The following is a 24,684-nucleotide window of genomic DNA, read 5'->3' on the forward strand; positions in this document are numbered from 1 at the left end:
TATGTTGATAGTCTATACTGACATCATTATATGTCACCAGTATTAAACCCCGTTCTTAAAGGATTGAGGGAATAGATCTGCAACAACAAACGTTGAAAAAATGAAAATAACAACAAGGCTTAGATAACCGATGACTCGCTTTTTGGTAACCCGGGGAGGGAGTATTCCTGATCCGATGCGCAGTAGTCGTTATAAAAAAATTCCTGAACTTGGACCGAGAATTTTGTTTTTTAGCGGTGGCAGTGCTTTAAATGGAGTTGCGCGCAAACTCAAAGAATTTACCCATAACTCTATTCACCTGGTTACCCCCTTTGACTCTGGGGGCAGTTCTGCTGTTATCCGCGAATTTTTTGATATGCCCGCCGTCGGTGATCTGCGCAGCCGCATGATGGCGCTGGCGGACGAATCGGTGTTGGGAAACCCGGAAATTCTTCGTTTGTTTAATTATCGGTTCGATAAAACTACGGATAACGCTACGTTAAGGGCGCGACTGGAGTCTATGGTAGCGGGTGAAGACGATTTGACCCGAGATATCCTAAACCCGATGCGCAGCCTAATTTGCAACCATCTGGGCTATTTCCTAAAGGTAATGCCTGCGGCATTCAATTTACGTGGCGCTAGTATCGGGAATTTGATTCTGGTGGGGGGCTATGTCAATCATCACAGGCAACTGGATCCTATTATTTTCCTGTTTTCCGAGTTGGTAAAAGTAAAGGGTATCGTGCGGGCTATCACCGAAGATAATTATCATCTTGCGGCAGAACTGGAAGATGGCTCGCAGGTTATCGGACAACATTGTCTTACCGGAAAAGAACAGCCTCCTATTACCAGTGCCATTAAAAAGTTACGCTTAACTAAAGACCTGAATAGTTTGCGCCGGGTGACCACCAAACTAAAAAAACGCAATCGTAAATTGATACAAAGCGCTGAGTTAATCTGTTATCCACCGGGCAGCTTCTATTCCAGCCTGGTGGCAAATTTGTTGCCTTATGGCGTTGCAGAGTGTATTGCTGAGAATCCCTGCCCTAAGGTGTATGTTCCCAATCGCGGCAAAGATCCGGAACAAATCGGCATGTCGCTGAATGATCAGGTGGACACTATTCTGGAGCGATTGCAGGGACAGTTGGATGAACCGGTTGAGGTAACGAGGCTTTTGAACTTTATTCTTTATGATAGCCGCCACCTGCCCGACAGACAGCCTTTAGATATTGAGCGATATACCCGCATGGGCATCCAGGTGATTGATACACCTTTGCTAAACGATAATCAGCCTAAGTATTACGATGATGCGCAGTTGGTAAAAGCCATCATTTCGTTAATCTAAGGCGGGCAAGTGCTGCAGGGCGAGAGCATGAGTGCTCATTTAGTGTCCAGAAACTAATAATGTTCATTTGGAGATAATCCACAACTGATTTGTTTACGGGTTCGGTTCCACCAATATTTGTTCTGATGGCGAAGTTTATGTTGTTGCGCGTCAGGGGCTGCGGGGGATTCTTAAGGGGGGCGCAGCCCGGTCCCCTTGAGGCGCTGTCGGCGCCCCGACGATGATTTCAATCAAAAGATAAAAGTTGAATTAGACGGCGGTGCCAAAAAAGTCTATCTAACAGCAAACTCAAAACCAGAGCCTGTAGTTAGGTTGAGCGCTGCAATATCGATAATTTAAGTCGCACCAAAATAATTAGCTTTTAGCGTCGGTCAAGCTGTGTCGGATATCGCTCAAAAATCATTTGCGATATTGCCCTGGCAAATGCTGCCCGCTTGAACACCTATTACTTTTTCTTAAACAGCAGGGTCATACGGTTGGACTCGCCAATTTCGTCTACTGCCTTTTTCTTGGCTTCGTCATCTTTGGTGCCAAAGTAGGTCGGCGGTAAACGCCAGACAATATCGCTGGCTGCTGGTTTGTCTTTGGGGTTTTTGTTGATATCTGAACTGCTAACTAACTCAAATCCGGCAGCTTCAAAACTGGCTATGACCTGAGATGCTTTGAGGTAACCCCGGCTGCCATCAGTATCTGCATCAGAGTCGGCGATGGCATGTTGTACCACACCTACCATGCCGCCTGGTTTCAGCATGTTGTGGGTGGCTTGCAACGCCTGGGTCAGAGTTCCGGATTCTTTTTCAAAGCGGTTAAGATTGTGCAGTGCCCGGATAAACAAGACTCTGTCTACTGTGCCATGTACCGATTCTGGGACGGTTTCAAAGGTATAACCATCAGCGTTTATACCATTGTCAGTGAGCTCGGCGACCAACCCCGGAAATCCCTTGGTGGAAGCAATCATATCCTTGATACGTTCCTCACTGAAAAAGCCGAATCTGGGCCACATACTATCGACATAATTGATACCGTAAAGGGTGCCTTCTTCGCCCAGATAATTAGCGATAATGCCGGAATACCAACCACCGCCGGGCAAGGCTTCAGCCACCGTCATGCCGGGTTTTAGCTGAAAGAAGCTAAGGGTTTCAACCGGGTGTCTTTGAGCATCGCGAGCTTTGGCATCATCAGAGCGTTCAGCCACTACGGCTTTTAGGGTTTTATGGCTTTCTGAGTGCGCCAGTGCCGTGTGACTGAGGGTCAACAGTAGCGCTGAACCCAGCACCGCGCTGAGGTGCTTCTTGGTTTTGAGACTAAATACAGGTTTCATGGTGTGTTCCGGTAAGTTATTTGTAGTCGCAGTAAACGTTAGAATCCTTTTGCTCAGTTCGCAACTGCTATCCTTATCAGCACACAAATTTTTACTAAAAAAGTCTCGTATTTCAGGCCAGGTATTGCGCTATAAAGCGACTGTGGTCTGTCAGTGCATTACATTGCTGGGCGACTTGCGCCTGTAAACCCTGCATAAAGCGCTGAAATTCCTGAGCACTCATTTCATTTACAATGGGATGGTATTGCGTCGGTGTCAATCGCTGACCCAGCATCACCTGAGTCCAGGAATCCACTCGAAAGATATCACCATCGTCCAGAAATACCCGGCCTGTTTCTTTAAATAAAGCGATCTTATGTTGCAGCGATGGCGGTAATTCCATATTGGCACAATGTCGCCAAAAATCACTGTCTTTGCGCTCCGTGACTGCGTAGTGCATCGCGATAAAATCCAGAATGCACTGCATTTCGCTGTCGAATTTGTTGTTGTATTCATTGATGGCGGACTGGGTGATGCCATGGTAAGGAAACAGACGCATCAGCCTAACCAGACCGGTCATTATTAAATGAATGCTGGTGGACTCCAGCGGTTCAATAAAGCCGGACGCCAAACCTAAAGCCACACAGTTTTTATGCCAACCTTTGCGACGCTTACCCGGGGTAAAGCGAATAACTCTGGGGTCGTTTAATGGCTCTCCGGGTAAGTTTTGCATCAGCAAATCCTGGGCTTGCGTATCGCTTTGGTACTGACTGCTGTAAACCAGACCGTTACCCATCCGGCTTTGCAATGGTATTTGCCATTGCCAGCCCGATTGATGGGCGATAGACCGGGTATAAGGTCGCACCGGGTTTGAGCTATTGCTTTGCACCGCCTGGGCACTGTCGCAGGGCAAATAATGAGACCAGTTGTCGTAACCTGTGTGCAGTGTTTGTTCAATTAGTACACCGCGAAAGCCGGTACAATCAATAAACAGATCGCCATCGATAGTGTCACCATTTTGTAATTGCAGTGCACTGATGAAGCCAGAGTCAGGGCATTGTTTTACCCTGGCAATCTTTCCTTCTATCCGTTTGGTGCCCTGTTGTTCCGCCATACTGCGCAGAAACTGTCCGTATCGGGTGGCATCCAGGTGATAAGCAAAGTTTAGTGGTACCTGATTATTGAGCGAAAACTTATTGGCCAGAGCGGCTTCGTGCTCCAGACAATAGGCCCCAAAAGGTGTGGTCATACCTTCCTGCTGTGCCCTGAGCCAGAAGTGATGAAACTCTCCCGCCCAGCATTCCCGTCCGGTGACACCAAATGAATGGATATAGCTGTCGCCCTGTTGCCCCCAATTTTCAAACTGAATGCCTAATTTAAAGGTGGCCTGGGTGGCCTGCATAAATTGGCGTTCATCGATGTCCAATAGTTTGTGTAAAGTTCGGATAGGGGGAATGGTGGCTTCTCCCACTCCCACAGTACCGATTTCGTCCGATTCAACCAAAGTGACATTCAGGCTTTTGCCCAACAGTTTTGACAAACAGGCTGCCGCCATCCAACCTGCCGTACCACCTCCGGCAATAACAACGTTGGCAATGGGTTTGTTCATAAGGACTCCTGTGCAATGGGTTGCCTGAGCGCTGCAAGCAAACTGCGGTTGTCTGGCAATCCATTAAGCAGTTTTTGGGTCATGGTTCGGGTTTGCTGCATGAGTGTTTCTGCTCGATATTGGCTTTGATAAAAGCGCTTGTCTTTAATAACCTGACTGCGCCCGCCCATGCCATAGAGAACGTACTGGTAACTGGTGGAAGGGAATACTTCCTCATTTTCAACGAGATCCAACCGCGATGGTGTCTGGTATTGCCACAATTGCAGCAAGGTTTGCAAAGACTCCGGAATGGATTCTGATTGTCGTTGATATTGCCAAAATTCACTGTCTTGCCGTTCGTTCAAGACATAATGTAACTTCACAAAATCGATAACCCGTTGCCAACGGTACTCAAAGCGTCGATTAAAGCGCTGTGCCAGAATCGCCATTTGCTGTCGGCTCTGCGGAAACTCCTCACACAACATGTTTATGCTCAGCTCTACCATGGCAATGGCAGAGGCTTCCAGAGGTTCGATAAATCCGGCCGACATACCGATCGCCAGGCAATTGTTTTGCCAACACTTTTTTCTGTAACCCGGGGTAAACGACAGGTGTCTCGGGGCAAGTTGATTTAGTTGTGTTGCATCTAGCTGTGTCTTTAGATGGTTCAGTAAGGCTTGCTCCGCTTGTTCCTTACTACAGTAATTTGAACTGTAGGCAAAACCCACTCCGCGACGATGGAAGAGTCCGATATCCCATATCCAGCCTTGCTTTTTGGCCGTTGCCAGGGTGGCAGATTGAATCGCGGTGTGTTGATTCTGATAGGGCACCTGCAGTGCAACAGCGGAATTTGTTGGAAGAATGTGGGCTACAGAATGCCAGGGGGTGTCATAATGCTGCGCTATCAGGCGCGCAGCCATACCACTGCAATCAATAAAAAAGTCAGCCTCAATGGCTCCCTGATGTTGCCCCACCAGTGCTTTGATATCGCCATTGGGGTGACATGTGGCTTGTTCTATGTGATCGCGAATATGCTGGACGCCCAATTGTTGGGTACAGTGTTCGGTTAACAAGGCCGCCAGTTGGTCGGCATCAAAGTGATAACCATAGTTCATCACATGCGCATATTCAGGTGTCGCCTGCTGCTTTGGTGCGAGCCCGGCTTCGCAGACCTCGGGCTGACTACAAAACACCTCGGCAAATGGCTGGCGCTGTGCGTAGTGCTGCCAATGCTGGTAAGTGTTAATTTCGGTATAGCCCGAAGGGTTGGTGAAAGGATGGTAGTAATGTTCATCGGCATTGCCGTGACGCCAGCCAATAAATTTAGAACCTTGTTTAAAAGACGCCTGGCAACGCAGCAGAAAAGTAGATTCGGAAATGCCAATTTCACGCAGGGTATGTCGCAGTGATGGCCAACTGCCTTCACCGACGCCGATAGTACTCAGGGTGGGTGATTCCACCAGTGTGATGGCTATCAAGGGATCCCGTTGCTGCATTTGGGCAGCAAGACGCCCCGCCGCTAACCATCCCGCGGTGCCGCCACCTAAAATGACGATTCGCTTAATGCTGTTTTCCATATCGCAATGCAGAGTTCATTGGTGCTGAGAGAATCATAAACTATCCGGTTGATAATGCGAAAAAACCAGTGCCCCGAAGGACACTGGAAAACGGTACCACATTGACACACTTAAAACTTGTATCGCGCACCTAACGCATATCTGGCGCCAAGGTCTTCCATGCGCCACAATTGCGCACTGGTTCTGCCATGAGTTCGGCTGTCTTCTTCCGTTATATTAATACCTTCCAGGAATACCGTCAGATCCTCAGTGACGTCATAAGACACGTTGAAGTCAATCTGAGATAATGATTCGGTAAAGCTGGGCTCATTCACGTAAAAGGCGGCATTATTCAGGAACTTGTCTCGCCAGTTATAGGCAATACGCGCCTGCAGGCCATCTTTCTCATACATCAGAATCAGGTTAGCGGTGTCACTGAGTCCCACCAGTGCAAACTGCGTTTCTGAAGGATCGGCATTGATATCGAAGGCGATATCACCCTTAACTGTGGTGTAGTTGGCTGCCACACCAAATCCGGTATCGCCAAAGAAGTGTTGTGCTGCGATCTCAAAACCATAGATATTCGCGCTTTTGTTATTAACCGGTTTACTGTTGATAAAGGTTAACAGAGGGTCATCACCCTGGGGCAGAATATCATAGGCTTGTTCAAACTCTTCATCGGTCATGGAGAAGAAGTCAACACCATTTTCCATGGCTGCCACCATACTGAACAAGGTGCTGTCACTGAGTGGTACCCCTAAACGCTCTAGCTCGGCGATAGCGGCTTGCGCTCTGGGACCAGCTGTGGCATCTCTCAGATCATAAATGGTTTCTTCTACCTGTTCATTACCGATAAAGTTGCGTACCCGTTTGTCATAGAAGCCCACTGACACATAGCTGGTCTCGCCGAAATAGTATTCTACCGAGATATCCACGTTATCCGACTCCAGTGGCTTCAGATAGGGGTTGCCGGAATTCGCTGACGCAGTGGGTCTGTCCGAAAAAGGGGTGGCACTGCTAGGCTGATTCAGATCCGATGCGGCACTTAGATGGTTATAAGTAGGACGGGCAATAGTTTTGCTGTAAGAGAATCGGGTAATGACGTTTTCTGCGACTTCAATATCAAAGTCCAGAGCCGGTAACAGATGGTCATAATCTGATTTATACGCGACATCTTCCATGGCGCTACCGAAGCGGATGTTGAAGTCATTGTTGTTTTCCCAGGCAACGGCACTGGGTAAACTAATATTGGCGATGGAGGTAGTCTCAGTATCTTCATAGCGCAGACCCATCAGCAAATTATAGGGCATTCCACCCAATTCGCCGGATAAATCGTATTCAAAATACAGTGCGACAATGTCTTCTTCAATGGTGCGGTTTGTAGCGTATGGGTTGTCGGCTAGCAGATTAAATCCATAGGTGCTTGCAGCAAATGCACCTATCTCAGCCACACTACCGGTAAAGCCTTGAGAAAAAATACCATTGGTATTGAAATCAGTGAATTCTTCCGCCAAGTTAAGTGGCGTTAATACGCCTGCCGGTAACTCACCTGGGTTTTCAATACCCCAGTTACCCATGGTATGTCGTGTTAAGGATTGCAGCGAAGTACTTTCCATCGCACGAGACTCAATACCAAACTTGATACTGCCTTCGTCAAAGTGATACTGACCATCTAAACGCGCCTGGGTAACTTCAGTGTCCTGGGAGCTGAAATTCATATCCAGAATGGAGGTACCTACGTCGTCCTGATCCAGCACACCGTTGCCATTCAGGTTGCTGCGACTGACATCGTCAAAATCCACCGTCATAATCGGGAATGCCGCAGAGAAGTCTACCCCCTGACCGCGCACTACGTTAGCGCCCAAACCAAGGTTAGTCCAGGTGCCATAGGGTGCATCAGGTCTGCCTTCAGCCGAAGAGTGATGAGCATCGAATACCAGAGAAAAGTCTTCGTTGACCATGTACTCAAGATTAATACCTAGGGACTTGTTTTCATTGACCTGATTAAGCTCCTGTAATGCTAAACCCAAGTCTCGAGGCAACAGATCACGACGCTCCTGAGTAATGTGAATGGGGGTAGCAACCACTTCATCATCAAAGGTCAGCTCGGCAAAATAGCGATCATCCATCCAGATAGATTGCTCAGCGCGGGCTTCAAATAAATCTTGTTTGGAATAAGTGTAATCCAGAGTAGCGGTTAGTTTGTCTGAAGGGGCGAATTGTACGGTTAACTGGGCATTGGTACGCTTGCGCTCACGGTCTGACACGTAGTAACGCAAATCGGCCGGGATGGCAAACAACTGACCTATATCCGGCGCGTTATTCAATACCACGGCTGGGCCGCTGGCCGGGTTGGTTGCCGGATCCGGTGATTGCGGCACCGTACCATTGAAAGGGTTAACACGCCATTCGTTGACGAAAGCTCCTACAGCGGCACTGTCTCTTTCCTGAATTGAACCGGTAAGAGTAACACCAAAGGTTTTATCATCGTTGACGTAATTTGCGAACCCGGAGATTTCTGGGGTGACATCATCATTTACTCGATTGGTGGTATCGTGCAGTGCCTTGGCACCGACATTGGCACTGAACCCTGTTTCGTAGGCATCAAACGGGCGTGCCGTTCTGATGTTGATGGTGGCACCAATACCGCCGGTAGCGATGCTGGCACGTCCGGTTTTATAAACCTCAACCGAACGCACACTTTCAGATGCCAGGTCTGAAAAATCATAAGCGCGGGAGTTGGGCGTGCCGCCATTTGCAGGTAATGCTGAGCCTGGCATGGTACGGCCATTTAAGGTGACCATGTTGTAATCCGGACCAAAGCCGCGTGCGGTAACCTTGTTACCTTCACCGTTGTTACGATCGATGGAAATACCGGTGATGCGTTGTAACGATTCTGCCAGGTTGGTATCCGGAAACTTACCAATGTCTTCTGCGGAAATTGCATCTACGACGCCTGATGATTCCCGTTTAATACCCATGGATTCCTGCATACTGCCGCGGATACCACTAACCTGAATAACTTCAACGTCGTTCAGGCTATCGTCTTCCTGTGCCAGTACCGGCATTGTCATGCCCCCTGCGAGTATCAAGGACACGCTGGTGGCGAGTTTGGTTTTGTTTAGTTTTGTGTTTTTCACTGTGTTGCTCTCTTTAAGTTTTAATCGCTTTTGTCTCAACTTGAGAAAGGGCTTTCTCGGGGCGCCGATAAGCTTCCTTGCTTCCGAGAAAGCGCTTTCTCAATTTAGTTCAAGTGATTTGATGAGTCAATAATAAATTAACAATCAATTAACAGTAAATTGGTAAGTTGTTGAAATTAATTAACTAAAAAATTTTAAATTGTTATTTTTGTGTAGTCTTTGCGGGTTGTAATTGATATTGCCCAAACACGTCAGCCGAAATGTAGCCCAGGTTCTTATCACCATTAACAGCTTTGATATCAGTTGAACCGTAAAAGTGTTCCCGCTGACCTTTGCCGTCCGCATCACAATAAGCCAGCATAAAGCCAAGGGTTTGTTGCGCCTCTAACTTAATCGGTGGTGGGGGATTGCCCTCGGTATAGTTGTCGGGGTAAAGGTTGAGAGCCACTTCCCAGATAACCGGGTTGGGTTCCCGGTTTGCCCGTTTCCAACTGCTTTGTAAATGATGGTTGAATAACACCACAGTGCCTTGCGGAGCATCGCGTTCATCACCGATATCAGCTACCTGATTGTCCAGTCCGATGTGGTAGGCGAAGGCGTTATGGGAATAGAGGTGGTTACCTCCTGAAGCATCGGAGTCGACAAAAATCTCCAGGCAGTCGTCGTCCCAGTATTGCACCTTGGGATCAGGGTAATGATCCGCTAACACATCATCCTGAATCTCTGCCAGCAGGTAGAGCTTTTGTTGATCCCAAAGCAGTTTAAAGCGACCTGAGAAGTCGTCTTTGTCCGGTACTTCGCCGAGAATATGTTTGTCCAGGGGCCACCAGGGAGCTTGTTGCCACAGCGCTTCCATCTCACCATCTACTACAGGTGGGGTAGAGGTGTGTGTTATGGCAATGGGATTGGCATTGACTTTGATAGCGGTTAGTGCTGATAACAGCAGATAAAGGTAAGAGGGTTTAATGGCCATTGAGCTGTTCCAATTTTAATAATACCTGCTGCACCAGTATCCCGGAATTTTGTGCACCGTCAAAGCGTAAAACATCAGGCTCGTTGCACGGAGGCTCCAGGGTTGCCAACTGGCTGTCTAGCAACGTCGTTCCGGCGAAGTGTTGCTGCCGTGCAGATAATCGCTGTTGTAAAACCAATTGCTCTGTATCCAGCCAAAGAAAATGCACTTGCTCAGCCATATCTCTCAGCCGTTGTCGGTAGGCTGCTTTTAACGCTGAGCAGGCTAACACGGTCGTGGGCCCTTGTTGGCGGTGCACGGCCTGTTCTATGCGGTTAAACCAGGGAATGCGCTGTGCGTCAGTTAACCCGATTCCCGACTGCATTTGTGCTTTGGCTGCATCGCTGTGGTAATCATCAGCATCCAGGCAATGGACGTGCCAATGATTGGCCAATTGCCGAGCGAGGGTGGTTTTGCCGCAACCAGAAACCCCCATCACCACAACCAACTGACTCATGGGGCGGCCTCCTCGGGCAGAATCACCAGCAATTGATTTTGTGCTTGCAACTCAGTCATGAGGATAAGGTTACTTGTAAGTGGCCGGTCATTTAACAGCAATGTAGTGGTTTGCAGGTCCGGATTACGGCGGTAGCTTACGGAAATTTTATGGCCGCGAAAATACCGGATGGCCTGGGCCTGCTGCCAGGCTTTGGGAAGCTGTGGACATACCAGGAGTCCCTCAGCACAGCCTTTTAGTCCGAAAATTTGCTCGGTAATGGTGCGCATTAGCCAGGCGATAGTACCGGTGTTAAACAATCTGCTGGAAAGACCGCAATATTCCGGGTGTCGCTCACTGGCACCGCGATAATAATTGGGTACGAAATTGGGGAGTTGCTGCTTTTTCAGTGACTGCTCAGCGCGGCACAATATCTGTTGTAAGGTGTCAAAACCCCATTCGGCATGGGCCTGTTGATACAGGGCGTAAACAAAAAATGCAGCGGCATGGTTATACAGAGAGCCATTTTCGGCAACACCAGGAAACTTTTGTGTTATTCGGCCAATGTCTTCCACCATTTCGGTATAGGCTGGAGCCAGCATGGCCACACCAAAAGGAGTACATAGTTGAGCCTTTACCGCCGCCAGCATTTGTTGCTGTTGCTCAGGGGAAGCACAAGCAGACAAGATGGCCCAGCTTTGCGGGTTGAGATATATCTGACCCTCGCGATCCAAAGCGGTGCCAAATAAACGGCCTGCGTCGGTAATCCCGCGTCCGTACCATTGTGCGTGCCAAAAATGTCGATTCACACTTTCGTTGATGGTAAGTGCTTGCTTTTTCCAGTGTTCAGACCGCTCAGCTTCATTCACTTGCACAAGGATGTCCGCCCAAATCTGAAAGGCCCAACTGCTGGCCATAGACAGCCAACTGGAAACCCCTTTACCCTGATGCCCCACCATATTCATGGGATCGCACCAGTCACCCTGCTGAATTAAGCTCAGGCCACGTTCATCCAACTGGGCCAGTAACCAACACATGGCTAAATCAATATGTTGCAGTACGGTAGCTCGATGCTCAGTATCAGCAAAGCCGACGCTTTGCTGCAACAGCGCCACATCATGGGTTTCATCCAGGTAGGCCTGCAGGGTTATCGGCAGCCAAACACAGGGATCGGCATGGGGCACCTGATTGATATATTTTAAACTGGCGTTGTTATGGAGCAAAATACCATCTGGCATTGCACCATTGCTGGCCTGTTGCGCCAGCGATTTGAGTAATGCCTGCTGGTAATAGTCAGGTGCTATGTAGCACATACCCATGGCGTCTTGTAGATAATTTCGGGTTTGTGGATCGGTTGTCAGCCGGTTTACATCTCCGTGATAGTAAATCTGACGAGGCAGCCAGCGATTGACAATATGATTGAATTCATCGTCCGGTGTGTTGACTTCGATACAAGAGGTGTGGGCATTGAGGTATTGTCGGTAGTCGTGCAATGCTTTTTGGCGTTGCTGGTCAGGCAAGTATTGCTGCCGCAATGACTGAATTTGTGTCTCACTTTTTGCCGCACCAAATAAAAACGCCAGCTGTTCAGTTTCCTGGCTGTCAATTTTCCGCTCAAAGTGCATCGCTGCTACCGGAGTTTCATAGACCGCTTGCGTGTTGCCTAATGAGCCTTGTTGCAAAGCGTCAGGATGGCTCCAGCCACCTTGTCCCAAAAAACGAGACAAATTAGCGGCGTAACTATCGGGTTTGTGACTGGCGCTGAAAAAGCTGAGCTCCTGGTAGTCTTTTTGTCGATAGTAGTCTGGTAATTTTTGATAGGGGGTGACTTTAGTGCCAATGATGCTATTGCTGTCGGCGGAATAATGCCCTCCCTGATTCATCCAGGACTGATAACCGATATTAAAACAGGGATAAATGCTGATTTGCCGTGACGTGCGGCCCGCATTGCGCACCTTGAGTTGCCAGATCTCCAATACCTGATCACAGGTGAGGTGCACCTGGATTTCAAAAATCCAGTCCAGGTGCTTTATTTCCCAGCGAATGTTGTCATTTTCAAGGGTAAAACGAAATGAGTCTAAAGGTTTTCCCATGGGTTCAAAAGGCAGCGAAAACAGCTGCTCAGAGTCGTGATCCCGGACATAGAAAAAACGCCCGGGGTGGCCCTGATAGAAGTAGTGCTCAGGTTGCAAAAAAGTTGTGGCCTCCAGTGCCGGACCACAGGAGTAGCTGGCGGGTTCCGGTTGCATAAAGTGACAACTGGCGAAACCGCGACAGGTGACATTGAGCAGCATCTTTTTATTCCACAGATAGCCGCTGGCATTAGGTATTTGCGTGGGACTGTTTAGTGTAATAGCCCCGCTGTTTGGGTTGAATGTATAAGGGGCCTTGGTCGATTGGTTCATGAGGTGGCTTCCCTGCGTTGCTGTAGTTCTTGCTGAATTGCTTCAAGGCGTACTTCGCTGAGAGAGTAGAAGTAAATAATCACTACCGATATCAGAGCAAATAAACCGGGTAACAGGCTCATTAGCAACAGAATACCTTGCTCTGAAGCGCCGTTTTGCACCTGGTTTGGTGCGTAACCCAGTGCCGCCAGTCCCCAGCCGATAGTGGCTCCCGCCAGAGCGCCTCCTAGTTTTTGGGAAAACGCGGCAGCGGAAAACACCATAGCGGTGGCGCGTCTGCCGTTTTTCCATTCGCCAAAATCCGCTGTGTCAGCGTACATAGAAAAAACCAATGGTGATTTGGGCCCAAGGCACAAGCCAATCAGGCTTTGCAAGACGAAAATCAATACCAGACTGTCCTTTGGTACAAAATAAAACAGTATCGAAAACAGGGTTACTAATGACATCAACAGCATCAACAAGCGACGCTTGTCCATAAAACGACACAGCAGTGGGGTAATAGCCGCTCCCGTGGCCAAAGACAGCATGTATACCATGCCGAATAAGCCGATAAGATCCTCTCGGCCAACGTAGTATTTTAGATAAAAGGTGCCGGAACTGCCGCGCAAGCTGATGGTTAACATGATGATCAATGCCAGGGAGAACAATACCAGCCAGGGCTTGTTGTGCAACAGATCGCGAATATCGGTCCAGGTGCTGCTGTGTTGGGCTATGGGCACCTGAATGCGTTCTTTGGCACTAAAGAAAGTGGTAATAAACAGTAAACTGGTCACCAGACCGTAAATCATCATGGTCAGTTGCCAGCCTCTTGCTTCATTGCCCTGACCCAGCAAGTCCACCAGTTCCGGGGTACACCAGGCCACCAGGGTGCCACCGCTAAAAGCACCGATAAAACGAAACGAGGTCAGTTGTGTGCGCTGTTGAGTATCGGATGTCATAATGCCCAAAAGCGCACCATAAGGTACGTTGATAAAGGTATAGGCCAGCATCAAAAAGATATAGGTGCCATAGGCCCAAAAGAGTTTCCCATCCTGGTCGAGGTCGGGAACCGTAAAGGTTAAAACTCCTGCCGCTGCCAGTGGTATTGCGCCCCAAAGCAGGTAAGGGCGGAATTGACCAAACCGGGTGCGAGTGCGATCGGCAATGGCTCCCATAACAGGATCGGAAAAAGCATCGATCAGTCGGGTCACTAACATCATGGTGCCCACCGCCGCCGCTGATATACCGAACACATCGGTGTAAAAAATTAGCAGAAACAGATCTAGCACACGCCAGTAAAAGTTCGAAGCCACATCTCCCATGGCATAGCCCACTTTCTCCCTGATGGGCAGTTTCATTTTGTCATTCATAAAGTTTGCCATGTCATTATTGGGTCAGAACCGCACAGTTCAGGACGTCGTCATTTTCAGGAAGTTGCATCTGTACCTCTGCAAGTGCCACAGTGACTGACTCGGCGCTGCTGATTTCAAAAGGCACTACGGTGTTTTGAAATTCCATGCCCAGATTTTGTAAACAAGACAACGGGAGCTGAATAGTTTGCCATTGGTCGTTATTGAGCAGATGAGGCCGCAGATTTATCCTGGCACCGCAGGCTGGCTTATCTGGGTTGTCACAGCTTAGCTGTAACCACAAAGGTCTATCAGATGTGTCCTTGCTTCGAATTGCGAAGCTCAACGCGGCTCCGGCTAGTAAATCGCTTCTGAGATCTTCTCTAAAGTGGCTCTTACTGGCGAAATAGACACTGCTGTCGCCATTGCCAGCAAAAGTAATTTGAAGCGCATCTTCCTGAATATTCTTGTCGATGGTGCGAAAGCTGAGTTGTTGCATCTGATGAGTATTGCTATTCACCTGAAGACGCTGTTCGCCTTCCCGTAACCATAAGATCCAGGGCTTTTGGGTTTGACCATTAAAAATGATGCGTGGCAGGGTAGTTTGGGAATAATTACCCACTTTCTCGTCTAATTTGACCTTGTCTAGTGGGCCCGACTCGCCGTATTCCAGGCCAAAACCATAGGGTAATAGTGGCTCATAGTCAGCATCATAACGGTTTACCTTTTGGTGGGCTGTTTTAGGCCAGGAAAAGCTGAGCTTGCCGGTGATGGCATGGTGGATTTTGTCTTGCTGGTTGCGCAAGATAACATCCGCAATCCCCTGACCTTCGCTGCCGGGCAACCAGGCGGCCACAAAGGCGTCTGAAGCATTCAGTTCAGCATTGACCCACATTGGTCTGCCGCTCAGAAAAATCGAGACTACTGGAATTCCCTGCGCATTGAGCTTTTGCAGCAAGGCTAAATCTTTTTTATCCCCCGCTTGATAATGCAGGTCGTTGCGATCACCGTGACCCTCTGCGTAGGGTGATTCACCAAAAACCACAATGGCAACATCAGGCTTTTGGCTAAAATCACCGTTTATCTTGAGTTCGGTGCTGCCTCCGGCCTGGTTAACTTTAGCGGCGATGCCCTGGTAGATGGAAGTAGCACCGGGAAAATCACTGTTTTGATTGCCTGTACCTTGCCAGGTGATGGTCCAGCCACCGGATTGTTTACCAATATTGTCGGCACCGTCCCCGGCAACCAATATGTGCTGTTTAGGTGATAAAGGCAGTAAGCCATTTTTGTTTTTTAACAATACCAGAGACTCACGCACGGCCCGGCGAGCGATTGCTCTGTGAGCTGGAGCGCCAATAAGTGCCTGTTTATTAGCATACAATCTCTGTGCGGGAGCCGGACGGTCGAATACACCTGCCAGCAGCTTTACCCGTAAGATGCGTCTTACCGCATCATCAATGCGACTCATGCTAATGAGTCCATCGCGAACCTGTTGCACAGTGTTGTGATAGAGGGGACGCCAGGCAGGGGTAGGGGCCATAAAAATGTCCAGGCCTGCATTAATCGCCTGCGGACAACTTTCGTTACTACATCCGGCTACCTGGCCATGACCTGCCCAGTCGCCGACTACTAATCCTCGAAATCCCATGCGGCTCTTCAATACATCAGTAAGTAAATACTTGCTACCGTGTATCTTTTTGCCATGCCAGCTATTAAATGATGCCATAACGGTCAAAGCACCGGCTTGAATGCCGCTTACATAGCCCTGGGCGTGCAGTTTGACTAAATCCGATTCGGAATCAATGTTGTCACCCTGATCATCACCACCCACTGTGCCGCCATCGCCGAGAAAGTGTTTTATTGTGCTGATAACCCGATCCGGCTGCATAAATTCCGGTCCGGTTCCCTGTAATCCTTTAACGATAGCTGCTGAATAAGCCCTGACGATTTCCGGATCTTCGGAATAACCCTCATAGGTGCGACCCCAACGGTCGTCACGAACCGTGGCTACGGTCGGGGCGAAAATCCATTCAATACCGGTTGCCTGAACTTCCAGCGCTGTTGCCCGGGCAATATCGGCAATCAGTTGAGGGTTGTTAGCAGCCCCCAGGCCAATATTATGCGGAAACAGCGTAGCACCAATGACATTATTGTGGCCGTGTACGGCATCAGTGCCCCAGATTGTGGGGATGCCGGAGCCATCTTGGCTGTCATCAACACTGGCGCGATACATGTCGTCTGCCAGTCGCACCCAGTCAGCAACACTGGCGTGCTTATTGCCGTAAGGAAATGAGCCGCCACCGTTAAGATAAGAACCAAAACCATATCGGCGCATGTCCGCTGCGCTGATGTCACGGATCTCGGGCTGAATCATCTGCGCTACTTTTTGCTCCAGAGTCATCTTTTTGAGCATGGCATTGATTTGTTGTTCCAACGCTGCGGATTCAGGTAATCCGGAGATATCATCCGGCCACAGTGTGACCTGCGCTGATAGCGGTAAGCTGCTCAATAACAAGAAAAAGGTTATCGCAATTGGGGTTGTCAGGCGTTTCATCATGGTTCTCTACTCATAAAATCTGACAAGGGAAAGTTACCTTCAGGTCAGATAATCAAATTGTTTCTGGAAAGCGCTTTCTAAATCTGCTAAAAATAATAAGAAAGCGCTTTCTCAAAATTAGAATTGCATGTTATAAACATAAATACAACAGCAAATTAACAATAAATTTACGGTGTCAGCAGAGCGCTGCCGTGAGTTTTCAATTTCCATTAACAATGACTCAGTGATATGAAAAACCTTCAGTTAAGCCCTTCATCCCCATTAATGCAGCGAGACTTTATTTTCGGCGTGGCAACCTCTTCATTTCAGATTGAAGGAGACGTCGAGGGCCGCTTGCCGTGTATTTGGGATACCTTTTGCCAACAGCCGGGAGCAATTGCCGATGGCAGTAATGGGGATGTAGCCTGTGACCACGTTGCCAGGTGGCAACAGGACGTTCTGCTGTTGCAGCAAATGAATGTGGACGCCTATCGGTTGTCTATTTCATGGCCGCGCGTAATGACTCAAGCGGGCGACATTAATGAGTCCGGACTGGATTTCTACATACAGTTGATAGAGACCCTGAACCGCATGAACATCGACGTGTTTGTTACCCTATATCACTGGGATTTACCCCAATACCTGGAAGATCAGGGAGGTTGGTTAAATCGAGAAACGGCCTATGCGTTTGCCAATTATGCCGCTAAGGTCACTGAGCGACTTGGCGACAGAGTAGCGGCCTACGCCACCTTTAACGAACCATTCTGTTCTGCCTATTTAGGCTACGAAGTAGGGGTTCACGCACCGGGTAAAACAGGTCGAGCCTCGGGGCGTCAGGCGGCGCACCATATTTTGTTGGCTCATGGGTTAGCGATGCCACTGATTCGCCGCCATTGCCCGACAGTACAGGCGGGTATCGTACTCAACTTTACACCTTGCTACCCAAGCTCTGAACAAGCGGAAGATATTGCTGCCTCCAGGCGAGCAGATGAATATATTAACCTGTGGTATTTGCAGCCTCTGTTGGAGGGAACTTATCCCGATGTAATGATGAGCTTAGCTGCAAAGGACCGACCGTTAATAGAAGATGGTGATATGGATATAATCAAACAGCCCTTAGATTTTTTGGGCGTAAACTTTTACACCCGTTTACACTATTCAGCAGCGACCGATGCAGATAGTCTGTATACAGAGCATGAGCACAGGGAGCCAAAAACCGCCATTGGCTGGGAGATTTACCCTGACGCGCTACGGGAATTATTTCTTCAATTGCATCAGAGATTCGATTTACCTCCGATTTATATAACCGAAAATGGTGCAGCAATGGCGGATGAATTACAGGGGGACAGCGTCATAGATGTAGGTCGTATCGGGTATTTTCAGCAACATCTGCAGGCTCTGGAGGCTGCAATGCAAGCGGGCGTGTGCGTCAAAGGGTATTTTGCCTGGAGTCTGATGGATAACTTTGAATGGGCTGAAGGTTATACGCAACGCTTTGGCTTAGTTCACGTAGACTTTGACACCCAGCAACGGCGACTGAAACAAAGTGCCCTTGCCTGGCAGACGTTACTACAACAAAAACGGGAGTTACATCAGTGTCCCCAAGATTAAAAGCTGCGGAGAATCGATAATTATGGGGCAATTAAGTCTGACCGAGAAACTCAGCTATGGAGCAGGTGACGCTGCGGCCAACCTGGTGTGGCGGGGGGCCTTGGCCTATATGGCAGTGTTCTACACCGATACATTTGGGCTTTCTGCTGCTGCTGCCGCTATGTTGTTTTTGGTAGTGCGTCTGTCTGATGGGATCACCGATATCCTGATGGGCATGGTTGCTGATCGTACGCAAAGTAAAATGGGCAAGTTTCGCCCCTGGATACTGTGGTCTGCTCCGATTCTTGGGGTATTCATGGTGCTCTGTTTTAGTACTCCGAACCTGAGTGATTCCGGTAAGTTAGTATATGCTTACATCACTTATATCGGCCTGACACTGGCCTACACTATGAGCAATGTGCCTTATTCTGCACTGATGGGAGTAATGACCCACGATCACAATGAGCGCACCAGTTTATCGGGGTTTCGATTTGCCGGCGCCTTTATCGGCGGCATGTTTGTAATGGGATTTTTGCCCCTGATGGTGGATGTACTGGGAGAGGGGAATAGTGCCCAGGGCTATCAATATGCAATGTATTTTTACGCGGTGTTATTGGTGCTATTGATGTTGGTAACGGTAGCCTTTACCAAAGAACGGGTACAAAGCACACAACAATATACTGGCTCTTTAGCCAAAGAGTTGCGGGATCTCAGCAAACAACTGCCATTTCTGATCATCCCGTTGTTGGCCATGACATTGTTTTTCTACTACCGCAACTGGCCTACCGGCATATTCTTCGGATGTGTGCTACTGGGGATTGGTTTTGCCGTGCGCCGGCTAAAGGCATCTGCATCGGCAAATATGAGCCGCACGCAACGAGACTTACTGGATTTACTGGACAATAAACCCTGGCTCATTTTATTGGGGATGGGGTTTCTAACCATGATGTTTAACGGCGTTAAATACGCCGCAATAGCCTATTATTTTAAATATTATGTGGGCCAGGAGTTGCTGGCTGGTCAGTATTTTATTGCCTTGTTAGTGGTGTCGGTGCTCGGTGCATTGTTAACGCCTAAACTGTCTGCCTGGATGGGCCGAAAGTGGTTGTTTATCTGGGTACTGCTCCTTAGCAGCCTGTTCACCGGATTAATGTTCTGGTTGCCATCGGCGCAGGTGACTTCGATATTCCTGCTGGGCTGCATCGCGGAGTTTTTTGCTGCCATGATGCCCACCTTATTTTTTGCAATGCTGGGGGATGCTGCAGATTATTCCGAATGGCGCACGGGGCGCAGAGCAACAGGCCTGGTTTACTCTGCTGGTACCTTTGTGCAAAAAACTGGTGGCGGCTTTGCCGGAGCGCTAGTGTTGTTAGTATTGGCTTGGTACGGCTATGACGGGCTGGATAAAACGACAGCGCAAAATGCAATTCCGGGGATTTTATTGTTGATGAGTTGGATCCCGGCGGGATTTGGCGTTGCCGGAGCGCTGCTAATGTGGTTTTATCCACTGGACGATAAAAAACAGTCTGAAATTACTACCGCGTTAACCCTACAGCGACAAAATCAGACTGCATAACAATAAAACTCAGGAGGATGAGTGGCGACAATCTATCAGGTGGCTGAACGAGCGGGTGTATCCCTGTCGACGGTATCCAGGGTGCTGAATGGCCGTAAAACGGTTAATCCACAACTGCGCGAAAAGGTTGAAAAAGCGGTACAGGAATTAAACTACCGTCCAAGTTCGGTAGCACGCTCCCTGGCAAACAGCCGCACAGACAGTGTCGGCGTTTTGGTGGCAGAATTGCACACCCCCTTTTTCGGGGAAATGATGCAGGCCATTGAAATGACCCTACGAGCTAAGGATAAGCACGTCATTATCAGTGTCGGTCACAACGACTTAGCAAAAGAGTTGGATGCGGTTGAGTTTCTGATCAGTCGTAATTGCGATGCTTTGATTTTGCATTCTGAAGCTATGTCAGATCAGAATTTAATTGATTTGCAATCAAGGCTTCCGGTTTCCATTATTAACCGACATGTGCAGGGATTAGATGAAGCTTGCTTTTGTCTGGACAACGAAGCCGGTGGCTACCGAGCAACGCAGCATCTCATCCAACAGGGGCACAGAGATATAGCTTATATTTCCGGCCCTGCTAACAAGGCCGATGCCATGTTGCGTCTGGCTGGTCACAAACGGGCATTGCAAGAAGCGGGCATGAGTTTTAACGCTGACAGTCTGTTTGAAGGGCGTTTTAAAGAAGAAGACGGCATCAATGGTTTAAAAGCCTTGTTAGCCAGAGATATTAAGTTTACTGCCCTGGTTTGTGCCAACGACTGGATGGCCTCCGGGGCCATGAGCTGTGCGCGAGATATGGGATTGCAACTCCCGGAAGATTTATCCATTGTGGGATTCGATGACGTGGTAATTGCCCATCACGTTTATCCCAAACTGACCACCGTCAGTAACCCCATTTATGAAATGGGGGAAATGGCCGCTAAGCACATTCTGAATAAGGTGTATGGTCAAAAACATCAACTGCAACATCTTTACAATGCTGAAATGGTGCTAAGAGACTCGGTATTGCCTGCCTAAAGAATTGAATCATTGTAATTTTAAAGTGGGTGTTCTGTTTAGTTTCTTCAGTCTGGTGACTTTCAGCGAACCTACCATACAGATCTATGGATTTTTAAATGCCCCAAAAAGCATGGTCAGAGGTTGATATGGCTTGATCTTATCGGGGCGCCCATATATGTCTTGTTTAATTACTTTTTCTCCCAGCAGAAATTATTTTTCTCAATATCAAGGATATAGGTGACATCAATTATTTGATAATAGTTATCAGAATTTAACTCAGTAGTACCTTCTATTTGTACATATCTTCCATAACATTCTTTTGTCATTTCTCCATTGTCACTTTCGTCTTGTACGGAAATTGAAGATGATATATCCATGTTACTTGCCGAATCCTTGTTAACGAATAAAGCATTATCGACACTGATGTCGTAATACCCTATTACTCTTATTTTTTTTCCTTCAAAATTTTTAGGGTTTGCTATGAGCTGAATCATTGAAACTTGCTTTTGCGCATATGCTTGGTAAGTAACTAAAACAATAAATAAAGTTAATATTTTAAGTTTCATAAATGTTTTCTCAGATCAAATTATAGGATCAATTTGGCTAAATGATATTGACGTACGTATTCAATTTAGAAACAAATCCAGGCAATCTTTGGCGCAACAAGCATTCTAAAAATTCCGAAGGTGTTAGTGGTGGTTTTTTCAAAGATCTCCTCTGATTTTGAGCAGCCTGAATCACCAACGAAGGATTCAATTCCATCATATCAGACAGAAATTCATCTGGATGAATTGCCTTTAATTCATACTTTTCTAATTCGGCATCTGGGAAGTCTTTTAGATTAAAAGTGATTATACTTTCAGCCTGTCCTTTAATTGCCGCCGCAACAACATGTCTGTCATCTGGGTCTGGCAACGTAATAGCGTCAATTAAAGATTCATGACCGTCAACTAAACATCCGGTGGCATGTTTATCCATGGCACTTTTGGTTAAATGCAACTTCTCCAGGGTGAGGTTCTGATTGTTGGCAACAGCGTTGCGCATCCATTCATCATGAATTTGTTCGCTCCACTTTGCTCTATACAATCCGGTTTGCGCAAGATAGAGCAAATAGCTGCGAAGTGGTGCTGGATACAAAACACATGCATCCAGAAGCACGGTATAGGTTGTCACTAATATCCTAATCCAAGTTCCTGATCGAGAGCACTAAGTTCGTCCAATGCATCGAGACGTTTTTGGTCCATCATCTGCTTATAATTCATCACATCAACAAAAGTCACCTTTCTACGATTTCCTTTGCGGAAATGAGGAATGTCACCGCTATCCAGTAATTTGATAAATGTTGGTCGAGACATATTAAGCAAGTCTGCGGCTTCCTGGGTTGTTAGCTCCGCGTGAATCGGTGTAATACTAACACTGTTTCCCTGGCCCAGTTGAGTTAGCACCTCAATCATTAATTTTATGGCACTGGCAGGAAGGTCAACGTTATGGGTTTGACCATCGCTTCCCACCACACTAATTTTTTGTGTTTCACCATTAGCCTCCCAAACAGCAGAAAGCTCCTGGCTACTCAGTTTTGCCAGCGCAACTTCTTCAGCACTTGGCATTGATGGCGTATTAAGCATTGTCGTATTCATTCTGTTTACTATTTCAGTCTCTTTAACGTCTTAACTATTTTAACTTTCGAGTTTGTTTTTTCGTTTTTTATTTACGAGCGATATCTTTTATCGTGTTATTTTTAACTGAGTTTTCATTTGTGCGCATTTATGAATATTATTCGAAATATTCGAAGATTTGTCAAGTATTCGAAATATTCGAAAATCATTGATTTAATACTAGCGGATAAGTCTGATGATAAACCTCCTTCAGTTTGTTATTGGAGATGCGTGAATAAATCTGTTTTGTTGGAATATTCTTATTACCCAGGCGAATGTTACTTACATTGTCTTCAATGGCCTCAACTACTATGATTCGCACTTTGCACCAGCATCAATTGCAGCGTAACAAGCAGAGATTTGCACTTCTCATCAGCGCATTATTGTTTCATTACCAGAACATTGGTAACTGAATCGGATTCTACAACGCAGTAAATGTGAGTGCTCACATACTGACGTTACTGTAAAAATAGCGCTTTAAACGTTTTTAAGAAGGTTTAAGTGTCATTAATGGCTAAATTATCCGAGGCTTTGGATGAAATCTAATTATTCGGAGCCTCAACCATGTACCCAGCCCACTTCAAATCTCCTGTTTTTGTCATTTATTTGCTGTTTAGCAGCCTTCTGTTTTTGATGCCGATAGGCAATAAAAGCTGGGCCGATACCCACGACTTCTGGCGCAATGCCACGGTATATTTTTTGCTGACAGATCGTTTTAGCAACGGTGATCCTGGCAATGACGCCAGCTATCAACGCCATCAACAGGCCGCGCTGTTAAGAGGTTTTGAAGGCGGAGACATCAAAGGGATTACGCAACAAATCGAAGCGGGCTATTTCAATCGCCTGGGAGTGGATGCCATTTGGACAACTCCACTGATTGAACAAATCCACGGCTTTGATACATCTGACCAACTGACTTATGCCTATCACGGCTATTGGCCCAAAGACTGGACTGCCGTAGATGCCAACTTTGGCAATGAAGCGGATCTCGCGGCTATGATTAAGGCCGCCCATAAACAGGGAATTCGGGTGCTTGTGGATGTCATCATTAATCACACCGGTCCGGCGACTCAGAGTGATGTGCTTTGGCCAGCTGAATGGGTCAGAACCGAACCTCTGTGTGACTGGAGCAGCTATGAGCAAAACGTGCGCTGTGCGTTAGCTACGTCCCTGACGGACATCAAAACCGAGTCTGAACAAGCCGTTGAACTACCGAAATTTTTGCTGGATAAGTGGCATCAGGAAGGTCGCCTGGAAACGGAATTGGCAGAACTTGAGCGCTTTTTTCAACGTACCGGTTATCCCAAAGCTCCTAAATATTACATTGTGAAATGGCTAACCGACTGGGTACGGGATTATGGCATTGACGGCTTTCGGGTAGACACTGCAAAACACGTTGAACCTGAAATATGGGCAGTATTGAAAAAAGAAAGTGAGTTAGCACTTGCTCAGTGGCGAGCTAACAATCCAGAAGAAGTTGTTGGAGACATGCCGTTTTATATGGTGGGAGAAGTGTTTAACTGGGGGATTGCTGGCTTTAAAAGCGCAGACCCTGAAACCAATCAATACAACTATGGTGATAAGCAGGTACAATTTTTTGATTACGGCTTTGATGCCTTGATTAATATGGGTTTTGTTAGTCATATCAGTCAGCAAAGCGAAACATTATTCAGCCAGTACTCCGCCTGGCTAAATGCTCCCACTTTTCGGGGCAAAGGCATTTTGAATTACATTGGCTCCCATGATGATCAAGATTCCTGGGACAAATCGCGTGAACAAATCTGGGACAGCGCGTTTAAATTGATGATGGCACCCGGCGGCGTGCAAATTTACTACGGTGACGAATTGGCGAGGCCGATGCAGGTGGACGGCGCGTTTGGCGATGCTGGTTTGCGGGCTAATATGAACTGGCAGGATCTGACACAACCCGAAACCCAGGCGTTGCTGAGTCATTGGCAAAAACTAGGGCAGTTTCGTCAGCGTTTCCCAGCTATTGGGGCCGGACAACATCAACTGATTTCTAGTGAGCCTTATGTCTTTAGCCGAACACTGGAGAACCACAATCCGGTTGTTGTGGCGGAAAATTTACCTCAGGGTAAGAAGACGCTTTCGGTTTCTAAAGTCTTCGCTGATGGACAGTTACTGAAAGACTATTATTCCGGACAGGAAGTAACAGTGAAATCTGGTAAGGTGACTCTTAACACGCCTTATTCCTGGGTTCTGTTAGGGGAGTAATATCAAG

17 protein-coding genes are annotated in these 24,684 nt (G+C 47.6%); 5 read left to right on the forward strand and 12 right to left on the reverse strand.

Annotated elements, in window-relative coordinates; genetic code table 11:
• Positions 1-130: 130 nt before the first annotated feature.
• On the forward strand, positions 131-1,324 hold the full coding sequence (locus tag ACXAD8_RS16970) for a GAK system CofD-like protein (protein ID WP_475231111.1): 1,194 nt from the start codon (positions 131-133) through the stop codon (positions 1,322-1,324).
• A 445-nt stretch (positions 1,325-1,769) separates the two neighbouring features.
• On the opposite strand, the gene ACXAD8_RS16975 is transcribed toward ACXAD8_RS16970, so the two are convergent.
• The 9 genes from ACXAD8_RS16975 to ACXAD8_RS17015 form a co-directional block, all read right to left on the reverse strand.
• Positions 1,770-2,645, reverse strand: a complete 876-nt coding sequence (locus ACXAD8_RS16975; RefSeq protein ID WP_475231113.1) for a class I SAM-dependent methyltransferase — start codon at positions 2,643-2,645, stop codon at positions 1,770-1,772.
• Positions 2,646-2,757: 112 nt separating this feature from the next.
• A complete protein-coding gene (locus tag ACXAD8_RS16980) occupies positions 2,758-4,233 on the reverse strand; it encodes a tryptophan halogenase family protein (RefSeq protein ID WP_475231115.1) in 1,476 nt (491 codons plus the stop codon).
• Complete coding sequence (locus ACXAD8_RS16985) at positions 4,230-5,789, reverse strand: tryptophan halogenase family protein (protein WP_475231117.1); 1,560 nt, start codon at positions 5,787-5,789, stop codon at positions 4,230-4,232. Before ACXAD8_RS16985 ends, ACXAD8_RS16980 begins: the two co-directional genes overlap by 4 nt.
• Positions 5,790-5,899: 110 nt before the next feature.
• A complete protein-coding gene (locus ACXAD8_RS16990; RefSeq protein ID WP_475232999.1) occupies positions 5,900-8,836 on the reverse strand; it encodes a TonB-dependent receptor in 2,937 nt (978 codons plus the stop codon).
• A 274-nt stretch (positions 8,837-9,110) separates the two neighbouring features.
• Positions 9,111-9,881, reverse strand: coding sequence for a sugar-binding protein (locus ACXAD8_RS16995; protein ID WP_475231119.1), 771 nt, complete (start codon positions 9,879-9,881; stop codon positions 9,111-9,113).
• Positions 9,871-10,377 carry a gluconokinase gene (locus ACXAD8_RS17000; protein ID WP_475231121.1) on the reverse strand — a complete coding sequence of 169 codons (507 nt, stop codon included), beginning with the start codon at positions 10,375-10,377 and terminating at the stop codon, positions 9,871-9,873. Before ACXAD8_RS17000 ends, ACXAD8_RS16995 begins: the two co-directional genes overlap by 11 nt.
• A complete protein-coding gene (locus tag ACXAD8_RS17005; protein WP_475231123.1) occupies positions 10,374-12,761 on the reverse strand; it encodes a GH36-type glycosyl hydrolase domain-containing protein in 2,388 nt (795 codons plus the stop codon). The genes ACXAD8_RS17000 and ACXAD8_RS17005 overlap by 4 nt, the downstream gene beginning before the upstream one ends.
• Complete coding sequence (locus tag ACXAD8_RS17010; RefSeq protein ID WP_475231125.1) at positions 12,758-14,110, reverse strand: MFS transporter; 1,353 nt, start codon at positions 14,108-14,110, stop codon at positions 12,758-12,760. The genes ACXAD8_RS17005 and ACXAD8_RS17010 overlap by 4 nt, the downstream gene beginning before the upstream one ends.
• Positions 14,111-14,126: 16 nt before the next feature.
• Positions 14,127-16,643: a glycoside hydrolase family 3 protein gene (locus tag ACXAD8_RS17015; RefSeq protein ID WP_475233001.1), complete on the reverse strand. Its 2,517-nt coding sequence runs from the start codon at positions 16,641-16,643 to the stop codon at positions 14,127-14,129.
• A 231-nt stretch (positions 16,644-16,874) separates the two neighbouring features.
• On the opposite strand from ACXAD8_RS17015, the gene ACXAD8_RS17020 reads away from it, so the two are divergent.
• The 3 genes from ACXAD8_RS17020 to ACXAD8_RS17030 are packed head-to-tail and all read left to right on the forward strand — an operon-like array spanning position 16,875 to position 20,805.
• The gene (locus ACXAD8_RS17020; RefSeq protein ID WP_475231127.1) at positions 16,875-18,236 is read left to right on the forward strand and encodes a GH1 family beta-glucosidase; all 1,362 of its coding nucleotides are present in this window, start codon (positions 16,875-16,877) and stop codon (positions 18,234-18,236) included.
• A 22-nt stretch (positions 18,237-18,258) separates the two neighbouring features.
• Complete coding sequence (locus tag ACXAD8_RS17025; protein ID WP_475231129.1) at positions 18,259-19,791, forward strand: MFS transporter; 1,533 nt, start codon at positions 18,259-18,261, stop codon at positions 19,789-19,791.
• A 21-nt stretch (positions 19,792-19,812) separates the two neighbouring features.
• Positions 19,813-20,805: a LacI family DNA-binding transcriptional regulator gene (locus tag ACXAD8_RS17030; RefSeq protein ID WP_475231131.1), complete on the forward strand. Its 993-nt coding sequence runs from the start codon at positions 19,813-19,815 to the stop codon at positions 20,803-20,805.
• 170 nt (positions 20,806-20,975) lie between these two features.
• On the opposite strand, the gene ACXAD8_RS17035 is transcribed toward ACXAD8_RS17030, so the two are convergent.
• Genes ACXAD8_RS17035 through ACXAD8_RS17045 form a run of 3 tightly spaced genes read right to left on the reverse strand, consistent with a single transcriptional unit; the run spans position 20,976 to position 22,424 of the window.
• Positions 20,976-21,353: a hypothetical protein gene (locus ACXAD8_RS17035; RefSeq protein ID WP_475231133.1), complete on the reverse strand. Its 378-nt coding sequence runs from the start codon at positions 21,351-21,353 to the stop codon at positions 20,976-20,978.
• Between the two features lie 37 nt (positions 21,354-21,390).
• The gene (locus ACXAD8_RS17040; protein WP_475231135.1) at positions 21,391-21,960 is read right to left on the reverse strand and encodes a VapC50 family PIN domain-containing toxin; all 570 of its coding nucleotides are present in this window, start codon (positions 21,958-21,960) and stop codon (positions 21,391-21,393) included.
• Positions 21,960-22,424: a helix-turn-helix domain-containing protein gene (locus tag ACXAD8_RS17045; protein ID WP_475231137.1), complete on the reverse strand. Its 465-nt coding sequence runs from the start codon at positions 22,422-22,424 to the stop codon at positions 21,960-21,962. Before ACXAD8_RS17045 ends, ACXAD8_RS17040 begins: the two co-directional genes overlap by 1 nt.
• Positions 22,425-23,006: 582 nt before the next feature.
• On the opposite strand from ACXAD8_RS17045, the gene ACXAD8_RS17050 reads away from it, so the two are divergent.
• On the forward strand, positions 23,007-24,677 hold the full coding sequence (locus ACXAD8_RS17050) for an alpha-amylase family glycosyl hydrolase (RefSeq protein WP_475231139.1): 1,671 nt from the start codon (positions 23,007-23,009) through the stop codon (positions 24,675-24,677).
• Positions 24,678-24,684 lie beyond the last annotated feature (7 nt).

It is taken from the genome of Planctobacterium sp. AWH2_060 (assembly GCF_056158425.1).